This is a genomic window from Arthrobacter sp. Y3221157, from assembly GCF_059089865.1.
The window spans coordinates 24,007-47,379 of record NZ_JBNHFD010000021.1 but is presented as its reverse complement, the minus strand read 5'-3'; the positions used below and the strand labels follow the sequence as shown (position 1 = coordinate 47,379).

Sequence of the window (23,373 nt, the reverse complement as noted above, 5' to 3'; positions counted from 1 at the left end):
GCGGCAGGCGCTGCCGGCCGCTGCTGCGGACGAACCGGGGCGTTCACGCGGGGTGCCGCTGAGGGCCGGCTTCCGTCGGGAACAGTGCTGCTCGGCTTGGGAAATGAGTCGGGATTACTCACTCGTTACCTCCGTGGTGTCTTCGTTCGGCTCAGCGTCGCCCGAGGCGTCCTCTGACTCAACGGCCGGTGATTCGTCTGCCATTCCTGACCCGGCGGACTCCCCAGGGGCCCCGCCATCTTCAGCCAACGTTACGTCATCCTCAGGCGATTCCTCGCCCTCAAGGCCCCGTTCACTGTTGCGTGCCACTTCGATGATCCGGTCGTTCTTGTCCGGCTTGGCAAAGATGACGCCCATAGTGTCGCGCCCCTTGGCGGGAACACCGGCCACCGAAGACCGGACAACTTTGCCGCCCTCCATGACCACCAGCACTTCATCTTCCTCCTGGACGATGAGTGCTCCCACCAGGTCGCCGCGTTCCTCGGCAAGTTTGGCCACCTTGATGCCCAGGCCGCCGCGGCCCTGGAGCCGGTATTCCTCGACTGCGGTGCGCTTGGCATAGCCGCCCTCGGTCACGATGAAGACGAAGGAACCGTTCGTGACCACATTGGCGGCCAGAAGTTCGTCGTCTTCACGGAACTTCATTCCGGTCACGCCGGAGGTGGCCCTGCCCATGGGCCGGAGCGCATCCTCGGTGGCGGTGAAGCGGATGGACTGGCCCTTGCGGGAAACCAGCAGCAGGTCGTCTGTCTCGGAGACCAGCTGTGCGGACACCAGTTCGTCGCCGTCGCGCAGGTTGATGGCGATGACGCCGGCGGAGCGGTTGGTGTCGTAGTCCTCCAGCCTGGTCTTTTTCACCAGGCCCCGCTTTGTGGCCAGCACCAGGTACGGCGACTGCTGGTAGTCCTTCAGGTCCAGCACTTGGGCGATGTGTTCGTCCGGCTGGAAGGCCAGCAGGTTGGCCACGTGCTGGCCCTTGGCGTCGCGTCCGGCTTCCATCAGCTCATAGGCCTTGGCGCGGTACACCCGGCCCAGGTTGGTGAAGAACAGCAGCCAGTGGTGCGTGGTGGTCACGAAGAAGTGTTCCACCACATCGTCGCCGCGGAGCTGGGCACCCTTGATGCCCTTGCCGCCCCGCTGCTGCGAGCGGTAGTTGTCGCTGCGGGTCCGCTTGACGTACCCGCCGCGGGTGATGGTGACCACCATCTCCTCTTCAGGGATGAGGTCCTCCATGGACATGTCGCCGTCGTAACCCATGAGGATCTTGGTACGGCGGTCATCGCCGTGCTTGTCCACGATCTCACCGAGTTCGGTGCTGATGATCTCGCGCTGGCGCTGTTCGGAGCCGAGGATCTCGTTGTATTCGGCGATCAGTGCTTCGAGTTCTGCGTGCCGGTCCTGGATTTTCTGGCGTTCCAGGGCGGCGAGGCGGCGCAGCTGCATGTCCAGGATGGCCCGTGCCTGGAGCTCGTCGATGTCCAGCAGTTCCATCAGGCCGTCGCGCGCTGCTTCGGTGGTGTTGGAGGCACGGATGAGGGCGATGACCTCGTCGAGCATGTCCAGTGCCTTGAGCAGGGCGCGGAGGATGTGTGCCTCCTCCTCCGCCTTCCGAAGCCGGTAGCGGGTGCGCCGGGCGATGACGTCCAGCTGGTGCGTCACCCAGTGGCGGATGAAGGCGTCCAGGCTGAGAGTGCGCGGTACACCGTCAACGATGGCAAGCATGTTGGCGGAGAAGTTGCTCTGCAGTTCCGTGTGCTTGTAGAGGTTATTCAGCACAACCTTGGGCACGGCATCCCGCTTGAGGACAATTACCAGGCGCTGGCCGGTGCGGCCGGACGTTTCGTCGCGGAGGTCGGCGATGCCCTGGATCTTGCCGTCCTTGACCAGCTCGGCGATCTTGATGGCCAGGTTGTCCGGGTTGGCCTGGTACGGCAATTCGGTGACCACCAGGCAGGTGCGGCCCTGCAGTTCCTCTACGTTCACCACCGCGCGCATGGTGATGGAGCCGCGGCCCGTGCGGTAGGCGTCTTCGATGCCCTTGTGGCCCAGGATGGTGGCGCCGGTGGGGAAATCGGGTCCCTTGACGCGCAGCAGGAGCTGCTCCAGCAGGTCCTCACGGCTGGCGCCGGGGTTGGCCAGGTACCACTGGACGCCGTCGGCCACTTCGCGGAGGTTGTGCGGCGGAATGTTGGTGGCCATGCCGACGGCGATGCCCGACGAACCGTTGACCAGCAGGTTGGGGAACCGGGCCGGCAGGATGGTGGGTTCCTGGTTCTTGCCGTCGTAGTTGTCCTGGAAATCGACGGTTTCCTCGTCGATGTCGCGAACCATTTCCATGGCCAGCGGTGCCATCTTGGTTTCGGTGTAACGCGGAGCGGCCGCGCCGTCATTGCCCGGGGAACCGAAGTTTCCCTGGCCCAGCGCCAGCGGGTACCGCATGGTCCAGTCCTGGATCAGGCGGACCAGGGCGTCGTAGATCGCCGTGTCGCCATGGGGGTGGTACTGGCCCATGACCTCGCCCACCACGCGGGCGCACTTGTTGAAGGAACGGTCGGGGCGGTAACCGCCGTCGAACATTGCGTACAGGACGCGGCGGTGGACGGGCTTGAGCCCGTCACGGACATCGGGAAGGGCACGGCCCACGATGACGGCCATGGCGTAGTCCAGGTAGGACCGCTGCATTTCCGTCTGCAGGTCCACCTGCTCCACACGGTCAATCAGCACGTCGCCCTCAAGAACGGTGTCCGGGGTTCCGGCGTCAGGAGCCGGGTTCTCGGGTGTTTCGTCGCTCATCTATTAATTTCCGTTTCAGGTATATGTCGAAGTCCGAATATTCTTAGGCGGTACCCTAGATATCCAGGAACCTGACGTCCTTGGCGTTCTGCTGAATGAAGTTTCGGCGGGACTCCACGTCTTCGCCCATAAGGACGGAGAAGATCTGGTCGGCGGCCAGGGCGTCGTCCATGGTGACCTGCAGCAGCGTCCGGTTGTCCGGGTCCATGGTGGTGTCCCACAGCTCGGTGTAGTCCATCTCGCCGAGGCCCTTGTAGCGCTGGATGCCGTTGTCCTTGGGGATCCTCCGGCCAGCGGCCTGGCCGGCCACGAGCTTGGCGTCGCGTTCGCGGTCGCTGTACACGTAATCGTGCGCAGCGTTGGACCACTTGATGCGGTACAGCGGCGGCTGTGCCAGGTAGACGTAGCCGTTCTCGATCAGGGGACGCATGTAGCGGAACAGCAGCGTCATCAGGAGGGTGGTGATGTGCTGGCCGTCCACGTCGGCATCGGCCATCAGGACAATCTTGTGGTACCGGAGCTTGGAGAGGTCGAAGTCCTCGCCTATGCCGGTGCCGAAGGCTGTGATCATGGACTGGACTTCGGCGTTGCCCAGGGCTTTGTCCAGGCGTGCACGCTCCACATTCAGGATCTTTCCGCGCAGCGGCAGGATCGCCTGGGTTTCGGGGTTGCGCCCGCGCTTGGCGGAACCGCCTGCCGAGTCACCCTCCACGATGTAGACCTCGCACTTCTCCGGATCCTTGGAGGAGCAGTCCGAGAGCTTGCCGGGCATGCCGAATGATTCCAGGGGGCTCTTCCGGCGCGCGTTGTCACGTGCCTTCCGCGCCGCCATGCGGGCCTGCGCGGCGGAAATGGCCTTCCGGATCACGTCACGGGCCGGGCCGGGGTTGCGTTCCAGCCAGTCACCCAGGCCGTCGGTGACCACGCGCTGGACGAAGCCCTTCACTTCGGAGTTGCCGAGCTTGGTCTTGGTCTGGCCTTCGAACTGGGGCTCGGACAGTTTGACGGAGATGACGGCCGTCAGGCCCTCGCGGATGTCGTCACCGGTGAGGTTGTCGTCCTTTTCCTTGATGATGCTCTTTTCGCGCGCATAGCGGTTGATCAGGGACGTCAAGGCTGCACGGAAACCCTCTTCGTGGGTTCCGCCCTCGTGGGTGTTGATGGTGTTGGCGTAGGTGTGCACGCTTTCGGAGTACGCGCTGGTCCACTGCATCGCCATTTCCACAGCGATCTTGCGCTCGGTGTCCTCGGTTTCGAAGGCGATGACATCCTCGTGGACCACGTCCACTTTCTTGCCGGAGTTCAGGTGCTTGACGTAGTCCAGCAGGCCGTCGTCGTACTGGTACACCACGGTCCTGTGCTCCGCGCTGACCTCGCCCTCGGTGGCGATGGCATCGAGGTCCAGGTCGGCGTCGGCGTCTTCGGCGGTGGGCGTGCGCTCGTCCGTCAGCGTGATGCGCAGGCCCTTGTTGAGGAACGCCATCTGCTGGAAGCGGGCACGGAGGGTCTCAAAGTCGAACTCGGTGGACTCGAAGATTTCCGGGTCCGGGTAGAACGTCTGGCTGGTACCGGTGACGTCCGTTTCCTCGCCCTTGACCAGGCTGCCCTGGGGCTTGCCGCCATTGGCGAAGGACATGCGCCAGACGTGGCCCTGCCGACGGACCTCTGTATCCACCCGGCTGGACAGCGCGTTGACAACGGAAATGCCCACGCCGTGAAGGCCGCCGGACACGGCGTAGCCGCCGCCGCCGAACTTGCCGCCGGCGTGCAGGATGGTCATGACAACTTCGACGGTGGGCTTGTGCTCGGTGGGGTGCATGTCCACGGGAATGCCGCGGCCGTCATCCACGACCTTGACACCACCGTCGGACTGCAGGACAACCTCAATATGCGTGCAGTAGCCGGCGAGGGCTTCGTCGACGGAGTTGTCCACCACTTCGTACACCAGGTGGTGGAGACCGCGCGGCCCGGTGGAGCCGATGTACATGCCGGGACGTTTCCGGACGGCTTCCAAACCCTCAAGGACAGTGATGTCGCTGGCCCCGTATTCGCGCGGCTTCGCGGATTCCGCAGGAGTGTCAGGCGTACGGGCATCCTCGACTGCGGGTTCAACTGCCAGATCTGTATTGTCGTTAGCCACAGGCGCTGTCGACTCCTCTGTTCTCGATGATGGCCGGCTGATTCCTCGTCCATCCGGAAAAGGCACCCGCCAACAGGCACAAACTTATGGCGCGGGTGGCTTGCTGACGGTGGGGGTCCGCACCCGCGTGCCGAAAGCACCCGGAGAACGGACTCAGTCAACGTTTCACCCGCGCCCAGTTATCTACAACGATTCTACCGGGAAACAGTCCATATTCCCGCATTCCGGGGCCGTGGACGGGAAGCTGCATGGCTGTGCACGGCCGCTGGCCGCGCCTAGGGCGCTCCAAAAGGACCGTCCCCGGGGGCCTATACACCCACCGGCCCTTCCAGCGCTCTACACGGCGTTGGGAGCATTTTCAATAGTCCGGCCGGAGGCTATCCGTAGGTGTCCCGTGGCCCACGGCCGTTGACGGTCCGGCCGCCCTTGCGCCAGCTGGGTGCGGAAGGGCCCAGGACCTGGATGCTGGTGACCACCCCGTCGCCGAGTTCCACGCGGAATTTCTCCAGCAGGCTGGTGCTGAGCAGCCGGAGCTGGGTGGCCCACGCCGTGGAGTCACACCGGACGTGCAGGGTTGTGTCTGCAAAGCTCTCAGGGGTGCAGTGTGCGGAAATCTCCGGCCCCACCAGGGCAGGCCATTCCGCCATGACGGAGCCCACCGCCACCGGTGAGGTCCAGCCGCGTTCAGCCACGAGGCGTCCCACCACCTTGCCCAGGCCCAGGGGATCACGGCCGGTGGAATGGAACTGGCTGAAGCCACGGGTATCCCGGATTCCGCCCCTGGCTTTCTGGGAGCCCGGCCGAACGGCCTTCCTGCGGACTTCGCCCCGGGCAGCGGCGGCCTCCCGCATCCGGTTCAGTGCAGCCTGCGGCGCATCGATGTTGTCGGGATCGCGGCCGGGCTGCAGCCCGCCTCCGTTGTCAGCGTCCCTGCTCATCAATACCTCCCGGGATGACCTTCACCCGCCGGCCGGACAGCTCTTCCGGGATATCGGCGTCGACGGCGGCGGTCACCAGGACCTGTTCCGCGCCGGAGACTATTGCCGCCAGTTTACGCCTGCGCTGGACGTCCAGTTCGGCAAAAACGTCGTCAAGGATCAGGATTGGCGCAGAACCGCCGGTGCGGGCGTCGTCGAGCATCACGTAGTAGGAAGCCAGGCGCAGGGACAGGCACATGGACCAGGTTTCGCCGTGCGAGGCGTAGCCCTTGGCCGGGGCCTGCCCCAAGACGAGTTCCAGTTCATCGCGGTGCGGTCCCACCAGCGAAATGCCCCGTTCCAGTTCCTTCTTCCGGGACTCCGCAAAGGCGCGCACGTACCGTTCCGTGAGCTGTTCGACGGAAAGCCTGCGCAGGTCCTCCGTCCCAACGGCGTCCCCCTGCAGGTCGCGCGGCGCATCCGGCAGGGGGGCGCCGTCGTCGTCCATCTGGTTCTGGAGCGTGGAACGGTACGTGGCATCGGCGGGCTTGGATGCGTCAGTCAGCTCCGCATAGGCGCGGGCAAGGTGCGGCCGGAGGCGTTCCACCAGCTCAAGGCGGGCGTGGAGGAGCTCGGCACCGGCCCGGGCCATGTGCTGGTCCCAGACATCCAGGGTTGCCTCGTGCCCGGACGTGAACTTTCCGGACCGGGCCGATTTGAGCAGGGCGTTGCGCTGTTTCAGCACACGGTCGTAGTCGCTGCGCGTGGCGGCGTGGTGCGGAACGAGGCTGGCCAGCAGTTCGTCCAGAAACCGCCGGCGGTTGGCGGGATCGCCCTTCACCAGGGCCAGGTCTTCGGGGGCAAACAGGACCGTTTGGCAAATCCCCAGCAGGTCCCTGGCCCGGACGGGATTGCTGCGGTTGATCCGCCCGCGGTTGGCGCGGCCGGCATTGATCTCAAGTTCCAGGATGGTGGTCTGGTCCCCGCGGACCAGCCGTGCACGGACCAGCGCCCGGTCGGTTCCGAATCGCAGGAGGGGGGCGTCGGAACTGACCCGGTGGGAACTGAGCGTGGCGAGGTACCCGATGGCTTCCATCAGGTTGGTCTTGCCGATGCCGTTGTATCCCACCAGGACGGTGACGCCCGGCTCCAGGGCAAGGTCAACCTGGGCGTAACTGCGGAAATCGGTCAGTGAGAGGTGTTCCAGGTACACGCGGGCTTCGACAATTCTGGGGACGACGGCGGTCCTCGGTCGGTGCTACTTGGCGGGACGGGTTGCGTGGCCGCCGAATTGGTGACGGAGGGCGGAGACCATCTTCATGGCAGGTGAACTGTCCTCCCTGGACTCAAAGCGGGCGAACAGCGCCGCGGTGATGGCCGGGGCGGGAATTGCGTTGGCAATGGCTTCCTCCACCGTCCAGCGCCCTTCCCCGGAATCCTCCACGTAGTCATCGATATTCTGCAGGCCCGGGTCTTCCTCCAGCGCCTTGACCAGCAGGTCAAGCAGCCAGGACCTCACCACAGTGCCTTTTTGCCATGCCCGGAAAGTGCCGGGCAGGTCGTTGATGATGTCCTTGGATGCAAGCAGCTGGTAACCCTCGGCGTACGCCTGCATCAGGCCGTACTCGATTCCGTTGTGCACCATCTTGGCGTAGTGCCCGGCGCCGATCCCGCCGACATGGACGAAGCTGTCCGCGCGTTCGCCCTCGGGACGCAGGGCATCGAATACCGGCAGTGCGCGTTCGATGTCCGCCGCATCCCCGCCGGCCATCAGGCCGTAGCCGTTCTGCAGGCCCCACACTCCGCCGGACACTCCGCAGTCGGCGAAGCGGATGCCCTTGGCGGCAAGGAGTTCGCCGTGCTTCTGGTCCTCGGTGAAGCGGGAGTTCCCGCCGTCGATCACCAGGTCACCCTGGGCCAGCTTGTCCGAAAGCTCCGTGATGACCGCATCCGTAATCGCGCCGGCGGGAACCATCACCCAGATCAGCCTGGGAGCAGGAACTGCGGCGAGCAGCTCATCCACGGAGGCAACATCGGTGACGTCCGGGTTGCGGTCGTAGCCGGTGACGTCGATCCCGCCCTTGCGCAGCCGCTCGCGCATGTTGAATCCCATTTTGCCAAGGCCAATCAGTCCAATGTGCATCAGGAACTCTTTTCTGTGCGAGGGGGCGGGCTTCATTATGGGCGGCCCAGAACGACAACAACTCTGGGCCCACGCCGCCAGGGTTCCCTGGCCGTGGAGCCCCATCGGCGAGGGCCCTGCCTGAGCTTGCGAAGGCTGGGAGCCGATGGGGACTTGCGAGGCGAGCGGGGGCGGTGGGGACTAGTTGGGGAGGCGGACCGGCATCACCAGGTAGCGGTAGTCGTCCTGGTCCTCGCCATCGGCGTCTGCCTGGGCCGTGATCATTGCCGGCTTCGGCGCTGAAGTGAAAGAGAAGCGGACGAACTTGGTTTCGATCACGCTCAGGCCCTCCACCAGGTAGTGCGGGTTGAAGGCAACGGTGATGTCATCCCCGGAAAGCTGCGCTTCCAGTTCTTCCGAGGCCTGGGCGTCCTCGCCGGTGCCGGCATCGAGGTTCAACTGGCCTTCGGTGAAGGCAAGCCGTACCGGGGTGTTCCGCTCGGCCACGAGTGAAACACGGCGGACCGCCTCAACCAGTTCCTGCGTTTGCACGGTGGCGTGGATGGGAGTGGATTCCGGGAAAAGCGAACGGATCTTCGGGTAGTCGCCATCCACCAGCAATGAAGTGGTGGTGCGTCCGCCGCTTTCGAAGCCGATCAGGCGGCTGTCGTCGTCAGAGAGTGCGAGGTTGATGTCCCCGCTGTTGCCGAGTGTCTTGGCTACCTCGTTGAGGGTCTTTGCCTTGACCAGGGCGCTGGTGGAGATGCCGGGCGTGACAGGCTTCCACGGCACTTCGCGCATAGCCAGCCGGTACCGGTCCGTGGCCAGGAGGGTGATGAGGTCGTCCTCGATCTCCATCCGGACGCCCGTGAGGATGGGGAGGGTGTCGTCCTTGCTCGCGGCGATGATCACCTGGGAAACGGCCTGGGCGAAGGCATCGCCGGGGACCGTGCCGCTGATGGCGGGAAGTGCGGGCAGGGGCGGGTATTCGGCTTCAGGCATGGTGGCCAAGTGGAAGCTGCTTCGGCGACAGGTGAGTGTCACCTTGTTGCCGTCGGTTTCGACGTCGACCGGAGCGGAGGGAAGGCTGCGGCAGATATCCGCCAAGAGCCGGCCTGATACCAGAATGGTGCCTTCGTCGCGGATGTCCGCGGCAATTTCCAGCCGTGCGGAGGTCTCGTAGTCAAAGCTCGAGAGGCTGACGGTGCCGGCTTCGGCCTTCAGGAGGAGGCCGGACAGGACGGGTACGGGCGGCCGCGGAGACAAGGACCGGGCTGTCCAGGTGACGGCTTCTGCCAGGACGTCCCGATCGACTCTGAACTTCACGGAAGGGTGCCGCCTTTCATTGCTGCTGCGTTTGGGTTCCGGCACTCCAGCGGTAGGAGTCCCTGAAAAGTGTTGTCCCCGCCCTGTTTGGCGCATGGTTTGCACTGGGCGGACCACGCACGGACCCAGGGATGGGAGCGCTGCTGACAGCTTAGCCGGAACATCCGGGATTAACCCATCCCCCAGTCCGGCCCCAAGGGGTCCGGGCCGGCTGGCCCGCCCGGCAGAGGTGTGTGGATCGATCTTGTTGTTTGAGGGACTTCGATTTTTAGGGATTAGTAGTGTTAATAACTGCTGTGGAAACTGTGGATAACCCTGCTTCGGCCCGGGTTCGAGCGGTTAAGCCCTGTTCATGGACTGTGGGTGGAGCAGGTTTTAAACAGGGTGTGGATGGGGATAGAAATTTTCGCCATTTTCGCGATCCACAGGCGGCTTAAGGGTTTTAAGCCCATTAACCGCGGTTGTCCCCTTAACTATCCACAGGCTTATCCACATGCGCCTGTTAATAAGGTATAGGTGGCGGGTCAGGAATCGCGCTGCTGTTGCTTAATCCGGTTGGTCAGCTCTGTCACCTGGTTGTAAATCACACGGCGCTCGGCCATGAGTTCACGGATCTTGCGGTCCGCGTGGATGACCGTGGTGTGGTCGCGGCCACCGAGCTCCTGGCCGATCTTGGGCAGGGACATGTCGGTGAGCTCCCGGCACAGGTACATCGCGATCTGCCGCGCCGTCACCAGCGTGCGGGTACGCGACTTGCTGCACAGCTCTTCCATGCTGAGCTTGAAGTAGTCAGCTGTCTGCTGCAGGATCTGGCTGGACGTGATTTCCTGGGCGCCGTCGTCGGTGATGAGGTCCTTGAGGACCATTTCCGCCAGGGCCACGTCCACCGGCTGCCGGTTGAGGCTGGCGAACGCCGTGACGCGGATCAGGGCGCCTTCGAGTTCGCGGATGTTGCTGGAGATCTTGGAGGCGATGTACTCGAGGGCGTCATCCGGTGCCGAAAGTCCTTCGCTGAGGGCCTTCTTCCGGAGGATGGCGATGCGGGTTTCCAGTTCCGGTGGCTGGATGTCCGTTAGCAGGCCCCACTCGAAGCGGGATTTCATCCGGTCCTCGAAGCCCGCCAGCAGCTTGGGCGGCTGGTCCGAGGTGATGACCACCTGTTTGTTGTTGTTGTGCAGCGAGTTGAATGTGTGGAAGAACTCCTCCAGCGTCCGGTCCTTGCCGGCCAGGAACTGGATGTCGTCGATGAGCAGCACGTCCACGTTGCGGTACGTGGTCTTGAAGCTGGCGCCTTCGTCGTCGCGGATGGAGTTGATGAAGTCGTTGGTGAATTCTTCCGAGTTGACGTAGCGGACGCGGATTCCGCTGTAGAGGCGCCGGGCGTAATGGCCGATCGCGTGCAGCAGGTGCGTCTTGCCCAGCCCGGAATCGCCGTAGATGAACAACGGGTTGTAGGCCTTGGCCGGCGCTTCGGCAACTGCTACTGCGGCAGCATGCGCGAAGCGGTTGGACGAGCCGATCACGAACGTGTCGAAAACGTACTTGGGATTCAACCGGCCGAACTCGTGTGACGTACTGGGCAGCATGGGCTGCGGCTTCTGCTCCACCAGCTGGTCCGAGACGAAGGACGGTTCGACGACGGGTTCGGGCTCTTCGTGGACGGGCACCAGATCGGTGTCGACGTCGATGGCGCACCGGATATCTTCCGAAAAGACGCTGTGCAGGGCATCGTCGAGGGCATCTTTCACCTGCGTCTGGAGCACTTCGCGGGTGAGTTCGTTGGGTACGGCCACCAGGAGGGTGGAACCGATCAGGCCCTGGGCCTGGGCGAGGATAACGAAGCCGCGCTGCCGCGGGGAAACGCGGTGGTCCTGCTCCAGCAGGCTGACAACGCGGCGCCAGGAACTTCCGACAGTATTGGCGTGGTTGGCTTCGTCTACTGTCATCAATGGGTTCCCTCAAAACTTGCTTTGCCTGCAATGCCTGCAGCCCAAAGTCCGGAACCAGGATGCTGGCCCAGCTTAATCCACAGGGTTATGCACAGTCCGTGGATAATCGGCTACTGGGCCACTCTAGGGGATGAAAAGCCTAGAAGATAGCTGGCCAGTTGCTTGTGGATAATTACACGGGTGTGGTTCCCAAACGGGGGCTGTGAGCCACTTCATCCACAGGCTTTGAGGGGTGGTTAGGAACAGCTGGGGATAGCGCCCGGGAGCCGTCCCGGTTTGACGCCAGGGCTTGAATTGCCCTAACGTTGTGAAGTCCTTTGTGTCCGCTTTTTGGCCCCATCTGAATCTCCCAGACGCTCCGCGTTTGGGCAGCCGGGGGAAGCGTGCATATACAAAACTTAGCGTCGGCCAGTTCTTCCCCATACTGATCGGGTGGGCGCACCTTTGATCCACTGGAGTAACTAACGTGAGCAAGCGGACTTTTCAGCCGAATAACCGCCGTCGAGCCAAGAAGCACGGCTTCCGCCTTCGTATGCGTACCCGTGCCGGCCGTGCCATCCTGGCAGCCCGCCGTGGCAAGGGCCGCACCGAGCTGTCGGCCTAAATAACCTGACTTGTCGGTAGACATTCCTTTGCGAGTTTAAGGTGCTGGCCGCCCGCAACCGCCTGAGGACTGCTACCGATTTTTCAACAACTGTACGTTCCGGTGTCCGCAATGGGCGCCGGAACGTAGTGTTATATGCGGCAGCCATCGCTGCCGACGAACCCAGCCGGATCGGGTTCATCGTTTCCAAGAGTGTAGGGAACGCTGTGGTCAGGAACCTCGTTAAGCGGAGACTGAGGGAAGCGGGTGCCGCCTCGCTGCGCGAGCATGGCACCGGTTTCGCCATAGTGGTCCGGGCGCTTCCCGCGTCCGCCTCTGCCAGCTGGGACCAGCTGCTGAAGGACTACAACGCTGCACTGGAATCGACGCTGACCCGGCTGGCCGGCCGCCCTGCGAAGGCGGCCGCGAACGGTTCGGCTGGTACAACACAGGAGGGGACATCGCGTGCGTAACGCCACCGCCGTCGTCGCCCGTATCCGACCTGTAGCCGCCGCCGTCGGAATGTTCCTGTGGAACCTGCCCCGGAACGTCCTCATTGTGTTGCTCAAGGCTTACCGCAAGGTGGTTTCACCCTTGTACGGGCAGGTCTGCCGTTTTTTCCCTTCATGCTCGGCCTATGCCCTTGAAGCGGTCACTGTCCATGGTGCCGTCAGGGGAAGCTGGCTCGCAGTCCGGCGCCTCGGCCGCTGCCATCCATGGAACGCCGGCGGTGTGGACCACGTCCCCGCCGGGAAGCGGGACTGGCCGGAGAGCCAGGCCCCCACAATTGTTGTGCTGAACAACCCGGACAAGTACCTGGCTGCTCGGACTGATGGAGAAGGCCGCAGTGCGGCCTGACGAATAGGGATAAGTATGGACTTCTTTGAAACAATCATGTTTCCGTTCAAGTGGCTTGTGTCCATCATCATGGTGGGCTTCCACGAGGGCCTGACTGCCATCGGCCTGCCCGAGGCATCGGGCTGGACGTGGACTCTTTCCATCATCGGGCTGGTGCTCGTGATCCGCGCCGCCCTGATTCCCGTGTTCGTGAAGCAGATCAAGGCGCAGCGCGGCATGCAGCTCCTGCAGCCGGACCTGAAGAAGCTCCAGGACAAGTACAAGGGCAAGACCGACCAGCTGTCCCGCCAGGCCATGGCGCAGGAACAGATGGCCATGTACAAGAAGCACGGCACCAACCCGTTCTCGGCCTGCCTGCCCATGCTGATCCAGATGCCGTTCTTCTTCGCGCTGTTCACCGTCCTGTCCGGCATTTCGACGGCGAGGGACCGGAACCAGGGCATCGGCGCGATGAGCTACGACCAGGTAGTGCAGTTCGATGACTCAACTATCTTCGGTGCCACACTTTCCGCGTCACTCCTGCACGGCGGTCAAGGCAACCTGACCGCGGTCTGGATCCTCTCCATCATCATGATTCTCGCCATGACTGCCTCGCAGTTCATCACGCAGAAACAGATCATGGCCAAGAACATGTCTGAAGAAGCCATGGCCAGCCCGTTCATGCGCCAGCAGAAGATGATGCTGTACATCCTGCCCATTGTCTTCGGTGTGGGCGGCATCAACTTCCCCATCGGTGTCCTGATCTACTGGACCACCACCAACCTGTGGACCATGGGCCAGCAGTTCTTCGTCATCCGCCGCATGCCGACGCCGGGATCCCCCGCCGCCAAGGCCCTCGCCGAGCGCAGGGCCGCCAAGGGCCTGCCGGCCCTGTCCATCCTCAGCGGCAAGAAGGATGACGAGGCCGATTCCGCCGCGACGGCAGCCATCGCCGAACCCAAGGGCCAGCGTGTCCAGCCACAGCGCAAGAACAGGAAGAAGAAGTAATGTCAGCCGAGAGCACCGAACACGCCCTTTCTGAAGACATGATCGAAGACCAGGACGAGTCTGTGAACGAAGAGACTTCCTCCCCGAAGGTGTCCGCTGTCAGCCGTCTCGAAGAAGAGGGCGACGTCGCGGCGGACTACCTTGAGGAACTGTTGGACATCGCCGACATCGACGGTGATATCGACATCGAGGTACGCAATGGCCGCACCTACATTTCGATCGTTGCAGAGGAAGAAGCCGAAGGCCTGGAGAGCCTGGTGGGCGAGGACGGGGAGGTTCTTGAAGCACTCCAGGAGCTCACACGCCTTGCGGTGCTGTCCGCAACGGAGAACCGCTCGCGGCTGGTCCTTGACATCAACGGGTACCGCCAGGAGCGCACCGGCTACCTGCAGAAGATTGCCGAGGACGCAGCTGCTGCCGTGAAGGAAAGCGGCAAGCCGGTGGCATTGGAGCCGATGAGCGCCTACGAACGGAAGATCGTCCACGACGCCGTTGCAGATCTGGGGCTTGTCAGTGAGTCCGAGGGCGAGGGCAGCGGACGCCACATTGTTGTATCCGCAGACTAGAGAATTGCTGGCCCGCTGAACATGGTTGACATCACGGCAACTGAGCTTTTGGCCGCCGAAAAAATCTTCGGCGACCGCCTTGATCTGGCCAAGCGCTACGTTGAGCATCTTGCCACCTCGGGAACTGAACGTGGCCTTATCGGGCCGCGGGAAATCCCCAGGCTGTGGAGCAGGCATGTTCTTAACTGCGCCGTCATCGAGAGTGCGATTCCGCAGGGCAGCCTTGTGGCCGACGTCGGCAGCGGGGCCGGCCTGCCCGGTCTCTGCCTCGCCATTGCCCGGCCCGACCTGGAACTGACCCTCATCGAGCCCCTGGAACGCAGGGTCATCTGGCTCCAGGAGGTGGTGGATGATCTCGGGCTGGACAATGTCACCGTGATGCGAACGCGTGCAGAACTGGCTGTTGGGCATGTTGATGCCGACGTGGTGACGGCAAGGGCAGTCTCCGCACTGAGCAACCTCGCCGGGCTGACCATTCCCCTCTTGAACGGCAAGGGCGAAGTTGTTGCCATCAAGGGACGGAGTGCCGGCGAAGAGATCGAAAAAGCCGCCAAGGTGATCCGCAAACTGGGCGGCGTTGAAACGTCAGTCCTGACCGTGGGTGACAACCTGCTTGAGGAACCCACCACGGTAGTGCGCATCGTTGTAAACAAGTCCCAAAAGAAGTCCTAGTCCTGGCCCGGTAGCCGTAGTCTGCCGGGTCGAGCAGTTAGGCTAGTCAACGGCAGCAAAAATGGCTGAACGAGAGTGAGTGTGCCCCAGTGACCAGTAGTGAAGCCTCCGCACAACGGATACCGCCGTTTGTGTCATTGGGGTCAGCTCGTTCCGTCACTGGGCCGGGCCTTGCCCCAGGCCGGGGCGGTAATCATCCCCAATCAGTAGCGAATTCGGGATCGGCCTCCCTGGTTTCACGTGAAACAACTCCCGCGGGTAGATCCAACATCATTGACGCAATTGATGATTCCAGCCCCATTGCCCGGGAACTGGCGCACGAAACCAAGCGCCGGGAGCGCCTCATGGGCCGTAAGCTTCCCCGGCCGGAGAAGACGCGGATCTTCACCGTTTCCAACCAGAAGGGTGGGGTGGGAAAGACCACCACCACCGTAAACATTGCGGCCGCACTGGCAGCAGCCGGACTGAACGTCCTGGTGATCGATATCGACCCGCAGGGCAACGCGTCCACAGCCTTGGGCATTGAGCACCACGCGGACGTCGACAGCATTTACGACGTCCTCATCAATGACGTGCCGATGGCAGATGTGGTGGCCCAGTGCCCCGACATTGAAAAGCTCATTTGCGCGCCGGCCACCATTCACCTTGCAGGCGCAGAGATCGAACTGGTGTCGCTGGTGGCGCGCGAGCAGCGGTTGCGCCGGGCCATTGATGTTTATGCCAAGACGCGTGAAAAGAACGGTGAGGAGCGGCTCGACTACATCTTCATCGATTGCCCACCAAGCCTTGGCCTCCTTACGGTTAACGCGTTCTGTGCTGCCAACGAGGTCCTCATCCCCATTCAGTGTGAGTACTACGCGCTCGAGGGACTCAGCCAGCTCCTGAAGAACATTGAGATGATCCAGAAGCACCTCAATGACGAACTGGAAGTTTCCACGATTCTGCTCACCATGTATGACGGCCGCACCAACCTTGCTGCCCAGGTTGCTGCCGAAGTCCGTACGCATTTTCCGCAACAGGTGCTGTCCGCTGTAGTACCCCGCTCGGTTCGCATTTCGGAGGCACCGAGCTACCAGCAGACCGTTATGACGTATGACCCATCCTCCAGTGGCGCTCTGTCTTACCTGGAAGCCGCTGCTGAAATAGCAGAACGCTAGAAATCTTCAAACTGCAACGACCGGAACCGGCATTGCCTGGTTCTACCACTGGAGGGATTTATCCATGAGCGAGAAGCGACGGGGCCTAGGCCGCGGTCTTGGCGCGCTGATTCCAAGTTCCGCCGCATCCAACGGGCAGGGCAACGGTGCAGCAGTATCCCGACCGGTTGACCTCTTCTTTCCCGAGGGACGGAAGAAAACTGATTCGCCGGATGATGCTGCGGGTTCTGCGCAGTCAGTTGCAGACAAGCTGATTGCCTCCCCTGCCCCCAGGTCCACGTCGAGGCCTTCCAAGAAGCAGGATGCCGATTCGCGGGATGCAGATACTTCTTCTTCCGCTTCCGATTCTGCCGGGACCAGGAAACCGGCCGGTTCCCCCGCCGCTGCTGCTGCATCCAAGAGTACGGCGCCCAAGGGTTCGCCTGCCAAGGCAGATGTCCAGGAACCGGCCCAAGCCGAAGCCCGCGACGACGCATCCCCGGAGGAGTCGGCAGCTGAGCCGGTAGCTTCCCCTGCGGTGATCGACGACGGTGTAGAGCTCATTGAGGTCCCGGGCGTCCGGTTCGCCGAAATACCGGTCACGGATATCCATCCCAACCGGAAACAGCCGCGAAACGTCTTCGATGAAGACGACATGGCGGAGCTGGTCCACTCTGTACGTGAGATTGGCGTCCTGCAGCCAATTGTTGTCCGAAAATCAACGGAATCCGGTAGCGAGCCCTTCGAGCTCGTCATGGGCGAACGCCGGTGGCGGGCAGTCCAAGCGGCCGGGCTGGACACCATTCCCGCCATCGTCCGGGATACCACCGATGATGACCTCCTTCGCGATGCTTTGCTCGAGAACCTCCACCGGAGCCAGCTCAACCCTTTGGAAGAGGCGGCGGCCTACCAGCAGCTTCTTGAGGATTTCGGCACGACACACGAGCAGCTGGCAGATCGAATCGGGCGTTCACGCCCGCAGGTGTCCAACACGCTGCGCTTGCTGAAGCTTCCTCCCCTGGTCCAGCGCCGCGTTGCCGCCGGCGTCCTTTCTGCGGGGCATGCCCGTGCCCTGCTTTCCCTTCCGGATGCTGCGGCGATGGAACGTCTGGCCCAGAAGATCGTGGCTGAAGGTATGTCCGTGCGCGCCACGGAAGAGGCTGTCACGCTGTACCAGGATCCCGCCAAGCCAGTGAAGAACAATATTCCCCGTCCTGGTGCGCGTCATGAGCGGCTCGATTACCTCGCGTCCTCCCTGTCTGACCGTCTGGATACCAACGTGAAAATCTCCCTGGGTGTCCGAAAGGGGAAGGTCAGCATCGAGTTTGCGAGCGTTGAGGACCTGAACCGCATCATGGATGTTTTGGCTCCTGGTTCGACGAATTAGTACGTGCTCTAAAAGGCCCGGTTCACTGCGAATTGGGCCTTTTTGCGTCTTCTACAGCGCGTGTCGGGCGTATCTCCGGTTTCGGCAAAATCTGTGTCACAAACCAGGCCTGAATTCGGTCCACGGCATCACCTGTTTTCGTCGACCCTGATGCTTTTCTACTCTTCTCGCGTTAGAAAGGCCAATTCGGCTTTGACACGCCTTTGCCCTGACCATGTGCAGGTCGGCCTTCACCGACTTTCTTGCCTTCAGGCGGATGTCCCCTTCTTCCGTTGGAGGAACTGTTTCACGTGAAACACCCCGGCTATCACCGCAGACAGCGCAGAAACGAAGGCCAAAAGCAATGCCCTAATGCACCTTGGCTTTTGTTGTTCAGCAGTACACCAGGAGATTCGGCTGGCTGCCAGCGCCGGACGAGCGATGGAATACCAGCGATTCTCGGGCAGTTCGGAGCGGGACTTGATGATTCTGTGAGCTGATCTCGATGGCATTGGCTAGCGCTAGGGAGGCCCCCCAGCAGCCCCATTCACGTGGATAACCGCTCGGCTACAAGAAACTCAATCAGTCATGAACATAACGGTGCCGCTTGGTGCGGTGAAGGAAGGCTTGGCGAGAATTCAATCTGTGATCCCGGTTCTCCCGCGGCCCTGACAGTTGTTGAACTAGGGACATGTACGTCTCTAGACGCGCGTCCGGTGAAGTGCCGCCGCTCATGCAGCGGGTCCGAACACCTTCCTTGGCGGCACTTGTACATCTAAGTATGGGCCGCAACGCGGACCGTCGGGCGCGTTTCACGTGAAACTGTCGAGCTAGTCCGGGAGAATCGACCCTTCAATGAACGTCTACAACAAGGCAGGTTTTCCTCCTGAAGGATCAGGAGGGCGCGCGAAGTCTTTTGGGACCAAAACGGCGAGCGGTGCGAGAAAACAAACAGCGCGCCCCAAGTGGTTACGGGATGTATCGAACTCCTACTACTAGATAGCTCTTCCTAGTAGACGGGCGCTTGCCGCGCTCTTGCACCGGCTAGCTCGTATCACCCCCGCTTGGCATCACTGCAAGCTCAAGTCGCTATACCCGGAGGTGCGACGAACTAGCAGCACGGCGCCGGAGTTGCCGCTGCCGCAGTTTCACGCAAGTTTCACGTGAAACAGATCCTTGCCTCGGCCAGCACCGGAACATGAGGGCACTCATGCAATATGTACTTGGAACAGCAGCGTTCATATCCTGCGGGAGCATACTAGGAGGGCAGAGACCTGGCTCGCCAGCGATGCGTGTGCAGACTCCAACAGTCCGGTCAATCTCGATTGTCAACATACCGACGGACCTACCACGTTCCAGCGCGCGTGGAGCAAAGCACCAAACCTCTATTCGAGCTGCCCGCGGCGTCACACCGCAACACTTCGGGTCGAGAATCCACCAGAGAAGCTCGGCTCGTTGAAGGAGCACCAAGGCGGGCATATCCATTTGGACGCAGTAACGGGACACAGTGGAAGACTGCTGTCTCCCGCCGCGCGGGGTGCTCGCTGTGGCCCGGAGCCACGACATCGGTCCACCATTGATGTCTGCAATAGCCGCCGACTATGGGAACGGACTACATGTGGTTCGGCCCTTTCCCGGACACAATGATGGGTGTAGGCCTTGGGCTCATCCTTGCAAGCAGGAGGAGCCCTGGCACCCATGCGCCCGCACCCCTACGTTGTGCTGCGTGCTGTTCTTTGGTGTCTAGAATGTCGGCCTGCCCGGCTCCTAGGCGAACAGCCTGATGGCGTGAAGAATGTGACAAGCACGTCTCGCGCGGTCGCCCGACTAGGCCCAGTGATGAACCCTTCGTGTGTCAGGCAGCAACCGGTGCCGGCCGTGCGCAGCGATACAAGGATAGATTTCACCGGTGGATATCGGTGTGGATAACCTGGTGGATAACCCGTCCCCTCTTTGTTCGTTTCCGGAGGGAAACGCAGTCCGTGGCGGTCGGCCTGTGCGAGCCTCGCCGGTCGACTTGCTCCTTCGAGCTGTTTCGCTGTTGCGATGTGTTTCACGTGAAACAGGAGGCGCCTTCTGGAGGCCCCGCTGGAAGAGCGTGAAGTGAGCAGTACCAGCTTTTCTGGTTGATTTCGTGGCTACTTCGAGCGGCTCTACCGGCACCAAGGGCGCGCGCATGGAGCAATAGCTACTCTTGGTCGAGGTGAGGGCGAGTCCAGCACGGGGAGCGCCACAAGTACGCCCGCTACTGCGGCTTCCAAGCCACCCACAGCACATCCCCTGGGCCTGTGGATAACAGTGTGTATAACATCACTAAGCGTCTGTGGATAAGTTGTGGACCGTAGGGAGAACTGATGCGTAAGAGCCGCACAAAAACAGGCTCTGCGCCTTACGCGGAGCACCTAAGGAGAACACGATAGGTGCGACGCAGTGGAAACCTGCAGCCACTCGGTCTGCCCCAAGATGCCGATCTCTCACACGCCGAGGCTGCAATTGATGAGCAAGGCGACATCCCACTGTACCCATGCTCGCAGCAAGACGAAGGCACTGGTTGTTTGGACCGGAATCCCCAATGCTTTATGGGATCGTGCCAGAAGGATGAATCCCTGCTTTCCTTTGTGCATGCTGGTAAGCGCAGACCGGATTAGCGCAGCGCATGTGAGCATAGTCGCGGTGAGCCCCATGTTCACGCGGCACACGTCAACTGTTCCAGCGAGGGGAAGCAAAGGCAGCATCGATGACCTACGCCTCCACCGTTGATTGGATCGCCCGATGCCCTGAATTGGTAACTTCACCGGCAGCACGAGGCTGCGCGGCGGCTGCGGCTGCGGCTGCAAGCGCTTGGACCAAGAACGCAGTAGGTTCGCTGGTAACGGGGGCCCAGTGAATAGGTCCGCGGCAGGCTATGAGGACTCTGCACGAAGTGCGTGTGACTTCCTGGTGCTGCCATCCTCATGCTCCTGCCTCTAATTACAGTGTTTATTGATGAGCACTACTGATTGCCTTGCCGGCTAACTCGCAGCACCGGGAATGCAGCCTGTTTCACGTGAAACAGAACGGTCGCAGCCCAAGAGCCACTACCGACCACTTGCCACACGAGGAGGTATCGCCCGGCGGTAGGATCCATGGCCAAACGCTGGGCGGACATGCTGTTAAGCATGCCATTGAAGATGGGCGGACCCTCCTCATGATCCAGCCATGTGCAGCGACCTTGGCGGGGCGGAGCGGTGCCAGCTAGTTGCACACAAACGCACGCCAGTAGACTCCTGCCCCAGGCAGCCCTCGCGGTCTCAGCCAACGCTGCTCTCCACTTTTAGCTGCTTGCCCGATGTGACGTTTCGTCTACGAAGCAGGCTCTATGGTCGGCGCGGACCGTCATTTCACAATTGACGCCCCTTTTGCCTCCCGAGCGGTGGAGGGTTCGTGCTGACCGGGCAGACTACATAGGGCTAATGGACAGCCTCGATAAGTATTTGGGGCCATTGCCAACGTCGTGCGCGCACCCACATTGGCCCCCTGCGCTGAAGGCGATCCTGCAGGCTTTGTTGAGATGGAACGCAGACTGCCGAGCTGCAGAGCTGATCCCAAAGTGCCCGGCACACGGAACTGTCGCTAGCAATGCGCTAGCACCTTCTGCAACTGGTCTACAACGCGCCGACTTCGGGCTTCTCTGGCCCTTTAAGGCGGCTAATCGGTAAAACCGTACGCCCGCAGCGTGCACCCGTACCAAGACGCATCTTTTGACCAGGACGAACGGCTCCCTAGTTGTTGTTGCAGCACACTGGTCTTTCGGCGCTGCGATAACAATCCATTTTGTATTAGGAAAGCACGGGAGACATCAGGGCGGCGCGCAGCTGCCCCACCCTCGCCGTTGCTGCGTGGATAAAAGCGGAAAGTTGCCTAGGCGGTTCGCCCCATGGTGGACCGGATGATCCCTGTTTGACGTGAAACGTCGGACACTGATCATTGCGCGCTCTTGTGCAGCAGTAGCTCTCAAGAGTGGGACGGGTCTTGCAGCGAACACCAAGGGGCTCGACCTTTGGAACGGGGCGCCGTGTTGCTGTTGACGTTGGGTTTACACCGGCAGCTGTTCATTGCTGTGATTGCAGGGACAGCGAAGCAACAGGGCTGTTAACCATGATTTGGCGGCAGAGCGAAAGTCGAGGAGGCATTAGATCTGAGGCTGTCAGCAGGAGTGCGTTTCACGTGAAACAGCAGGCCGGCCAAGATAGGAGCGGCCAGCCACCGAGCAGGTCGCGCGGATCAGCGCGGATTGGGCAGTCAGGGTTCCAGAAGTCTTCTAGTGGTGACCATGGCCTGCAACGAAATGCGCGCCCCTTAATCGAACGTTTCACGTGAAACCGCCCCCCGTGCTGCTGACCGCCGACGTCTGCAAGCACGTATACGCCAAGTCGAGGAACACAAAAAAGTGGTCATCACCTGGAGGCGATGACCACTTCTATGCTTCGCAGCGGAGGAGCGGACTAGGATAGGACGTCCGAGAATTCCTTCTCAAAGAACTGCTTCGGCTTTGCACCGATGACCGTGCTCTTCACTTCTCCGCCCTGGAACAGGTAGACGGCGGGAATCGAGGTAATGCCGTACTCCGCAGCAATGGAGGGGTTGTCGTCCACGTTCACCTTTACGACATCAACCTTCTCGCTGTATTCAACGGAGATTTCGTCCAGGATTGGACCGAGCTTACGGCAGGGGCCGCACCATTCAGCCCAGAAATCGACAATTACCGGTTTTTCAGAGGACAGGACGTCCGTTCCAAAACTTGCGTCAGTTACGTCTTTTGCGTTGCTCATTTCGTTCTCTTTCTCCTCGGTTCAAAGTTGCAGACTTATACAGGCAGGTTAGCCAGGTAGTGTTCCACGTCGATAGCCGCCACACATCCCGAGCCGGAAGCCGTGATGGCCTGGCGGTAGGTGGGGTCGATGACGTCTCCGGCAGCAAAAACGCCGGGAATGCTGGTTTTGGAGCTCCGGCCCTGTACGGCGATGGTCCCTTCGGGCGTCAGGTCCAGGACGTCCTTGATCAGATCAGTTCGGGGATCGTTGCCGATGGCGACGAACACACCGGTGACAGCAAGATGCGACTCCGTACCATCAAGGGCGTTCTTCAACTTGAGGCCGGTGACTTTGTCTTCACCGAGCACATCCTCCACGGTGCTGTTCCAGATGAAGTTGATCTTCTCGTGGGCCAGCGCGCGGTCTGCCATGATCTTGGATGCCTTCAGCGAGTCACGGCGGTGCACTACCGTGACTGACTTCGCGAACTTGGTGAGGAACAGGGCCTCTTCCATCGCGGAGTCACCGCCACCAATGACGGCAATATCCTGGTCTTTGAAAAAGAAACCATCGCAGGTTGCACACCAGCTCACACCATGGCCGGAAAGCCGCTTCTCGTTGGGCAGCCCCAACTCGCGGTATGCGGACCCGGTGGAAAGGATGACTGCCTTCGCCTGGAAGGTCTCCCCCGTAGCAATGGTCACCCTCTTAACGGGGCTTTGGAGGTCCAGTGACGTGACATCCTCAAACTGGATTTCAGTGCCGAAGCGTGCGGCCTGCTTCTCGAAGTTCTCCATGAGGTCCGGACCCATGATGCCGTCGGGGAAACCCGGGTAGTTCTCGACGTCGGTGGTGTTCATCAGTTCACCGCCTGCGGTCACCGATCCTGCCAGCAGCAGCGGCTTCAGGTTGGCGCGGGCCGTGTAGACGGCGGCTGTGTAGCCAGCCGGTCCGGAGCCGACAATGATGACATCACGCACTTCGGACGCGGTGTTTTCTGCGATGGTCACTGAACGGTGAACCTCTTCCTTACTTGACGCGCCTCGCGGTGGAGGCCGGCCACATGGCACAACTGCTACTGGATGCTGAATATTCCGACGCTGGAAATGGGACGACAGCCGGTGAACGGCAAAGTACAGCCCCTCCAGGCGTTCTTTCCAGATTA

General features: G+C 61.6%; 17 protein-coding genes. 8 read left to right on the top strand and 9 right to left on the bottom strand.

Annotation, left to right across the window (positions count from 1 at the left end):
* Positions 1–114: 114 nt before the first annotated feature.
* From gyrA to dnaA, 7 genes are all read right to left on the bottom strand, one after another.
* Complete coding sequence (gyrA, locus tag AC5RTT_RS08295; RefSeq protein WP_494144784.1) at positions 115–2,793, bottom strand: DNA gyrase subunit A; 2,679 nt, start codon at positions 2,791–2,793, stop codon at positions 115–117.
* A gap of 55 nt (positions 2,794–2,848) precedes the next feature.
* Positions 2,849–4,933 carry a DNA topoisomerase (ATP-hydrolyzing) subunit B gene (gene gyrB, locus AC5RTT_RS08290; protein WP_494144783.1) on the bottom strand — a complete coding sequence of 695 codons (2,085 nt, stop codon included), beginning with the start codon at positions 4,931–4,933 and terminating at the stop codon, positions 2,849–2,851.
* 377 nt (positions 4,934–5,310) lie between these two features.
* The gene (locus tag AC5RTT_RS08285; protein WP_494144782.1) at positions 5,311–5,871 is read right to left on the bottom strand and encodes a DciA family protein; all 561 of its coding nucleotides are present in this window, start codon (positions 5,869–5,871) and stop codon (positions 5,311–5,313) included.
* The gene (recF, locus tag AC5RTT_RS08280; protein WP_494051985.1) at positions 5,855–7,063 is read right to left on the bottom strand and encodes a DNA replication/repair protein RecF; all 1,209 of its coding nucleotides are present in this window, start codon (positions 7,061–7,063) and stop codon (positions 5,855–5,857) included. Before recF ends, AC5RTT_RS08285 begins: the two co-directional genes overlap by 17 nt.
* Positions 7,064–7,108: 45 nt before the next feature.
* The gene (gnd, locus tag AC5RTT_RS08275) at positions 7,109–7,993 is read right to left on the bottom strand and encodes a phosphogluconate dehydrogenase (NAD(+)-dependent, decarboxylating) (protein WP_494144781.1); all 885 of its coding nucleotides are present in this window, start codon (positions 7,991–7,993) and stop codon (positions 7,109–7,111) included.
* Between the two features lie 180 nt (positions 7,994–8,173).
* The gene (dnaN, locus tag AC5RTT_RS08270) at positions 8,174–9,298 is read right to left on the bottom strand and encodes a DNA polymerase III subunit beta (protein WP_009357111.1); all 1,125 of its coding nucleotides are present in this window, start codon (positions 9,296–9,298) and stop codon (positions 8,174–8,176) included.
* A gap of 524 nt (positions 9,299–9,822) precedes the next feature.
* A complete protein-coding gene (gene dnaA / locus AC5RTT_RS08265; protein WP_009357110.1) occupies positions 9,823–11,244 on the bottom strand; it encodes a chromosomal replication initiator protein DnaA in 1,422 nt (473 codons plus the stop codon).
* A 469-nt stretch (positions 11,245–11,713) separates the two neighbouring features.
* Between dnaA and rpmH the strand changes: the two genes are divergently transcribed.
* The 8 genes from rpmH to AC5RTT_RS08225 all read left to right on the top strand — a co-directional run bounded on the left by rpmH (position 11,714) and on the right by AC5RTT_RS08225 (position 17,436).
* On the top strand, positions 11,714–11,851 hold the full coding sequence (gene rpmH / locus AC5RTT_RS08260) for a 50S ribosomal protein L34 (protein WP_003800212.1): 138 nt from the start codon (positions 11,714–11,716) through the stop codon (positions 11,849–11,851).
* 41 nt (positions 11,852–11,892) lie between these two features.
* A complete protein-coding gene (gene rnpA / locus AC5RTT_RS08255; protein WP_494011400.1) occupies positions 11,893–12,303 on the top strand; it encodes a ribonuclease P protein component in 411 nt (136 codons plus the stop codon).
* On the top strand, positions 12,296–12,688 hold the full coding sequence (yidD, locus tag AC5RTT_RS08250) for a membrane protein insertion efficiency factor YidD (RefSeq protein WP_494144780.1): 393 nt from the start codon (positions 12,296–12,298) through the stop codon (positions 12,686–12,688). The genes rnpA and yidD overlap by 8 nt, the downstream gene beginning before the upstream one ends.
* Positions 12,689–12,703: 15 nt before the next feature.
* Positions 12,704–13,675 carry a membrane protein insertase YidC gene (gene yidC / locus AC5RTT_RS08245; protein ID WP_494144779.1) on the top strand — a complete coding sequence of 324 codons (972 nt, stop codon included), beginning with the start codon at positions 12,704–12,706 and terminating at the stop codon, positions 13,673–13,675.
* Positions 13,675–14,241 carry a Jag family protein gene (locus AC5RTT_RS08240; RefSeq protein WP_494144778.1) on the top strand — a complete coding sequence of 189 codons (567 nt, stop codon included), beginning with the start codon at positions 13,675–13,677 and terminating at the stop codon, positions 14,239–14,241. The genes yidC and AC5RTT_RS08240 overlap by 1 nt, the downstream gene beginning before the upstream one ends.
* Positions 14,242–14,262: 21 nt before the next feature.
* Positions 14,263–14,913 (top strand): 16S rRNA (guanine(527)-N(7))-methyltransferase RsmG, encoded by a 651-nt coding sequence (gene rsmG / locus AC5RTT_RS08235; RefSeq protein WP_494144777.1) that lies wholly within the window; start codon positions 14,263–14,265, stop codon positions 14,911–14,913.
* Between the two features lie 89 nt (positions 14,914–15,002).
* Positions 15,003–16,070, top strand: a complete 1,068-nt coding sequence (locus AC5RTT_RS08230) for a ParA family protein (protein WP_494144776.1) — start codon at positions 15,003–15,005, stop codon at positions 16,068–16,070.
* A gap of 64 nt (positions 16,071–16,134) precedes the next feature.
* A complete protein-coding gene (locus AC5RTT_RS08225; RefSeq protein WP_494144775.1) occupies positions 16,135–17,436 on the top strand; it encodes a ParB/RepB/Spo0J family partition protein in 1,302 nt (433 codons plus the stop codon).
* A gap of 4,463 nt (positions 17,437–21,899) precedes the next feature.
* Here the strand turns inward: AC5RTT_RS08225 and trxA are convergent.
* Both trxA and trxB read right to left on the bottom strand, forming a co-directional pair.
* Complete coding sequence (gene trxA, locus AC5RTT_RS08220; RefSeq protein WP_138137210.1) at positions 21,900–22,226, bottom strand: thioredoxin; 327 nt, start codon at positions 22,224–22,226, stop codon at positions 21,900–21,902.
* 35 nt (positions 22,227–22,261) lie between these two features.
* On the bottom strand, positions 22,262–23,218 hold the full coding sequence (gene trxB, locus AC5RTT_RS08215; protein ID WP_494144774.1) for a thioredoxin-disulfide reductase: 957 nt from the start codon (positions 23,216–23,218) through the stop codon (positions 22,262–22,264).
* Positions 23,219–23,373 lie beyond the last annotated feature (155 nt).